General features: G+C 63.5%; 1 protein-coding gene. It reads left to right on the top strand.

Going from position 1 to position 307, the window contains the following annotated elements; all coding sequences use genetic code 11:
- Positions 1–307, top strand: a 307-nt coding sequence (locus tag V7773_RS30305) for an immunoglobulin-like domain-containing protein (protein ID WP_336076512.1), incomplete at both ends; no start/stop codon positions are given.

The raw sequence follows: 307 nt of genomic DNA, 5'->3' as shown, positions 1-307 counted from the left end.
CGCCTCGGCATCCGGTGGCAACCTGGAGGCCATCGCACCAAACACGACTCCGGTCAGCACCATCGTCAGCGATGTCAACGACACCACTACTGTGACCTTGACCGCCACGCCAACCGTGAACGAAAACGGCACCATCACCTACACCGCGACGTTGACCGATGCCAATGGCAACCCGGTCACCGCGCAAAATGGTCCGGTCGCCGTCACCCTGGACAGCGGCAAAACCATCACCATCGCTGCCGGCGCAAGCTCGGGGGCGTTGGATGTGGCCGTCGGCAACGACGTGTACCAAGGCCCGACCACCGTC

It is taken from the genome of Pseudomonas sp. 3JA (genome assembly GCF_036961705.1).
GTDB classification, from domain to species: domain Bacteria; phylum Pseudomonadota; class Gammaproteobacteria; order Pseudomonadales; family Pseudomonadaceae; genus Aquipseudomonas; species Aquipseudomonas fluorescens_Q.
This window is presented reverse-complemented; position numbering and strand designations above follow the sequence as displayed.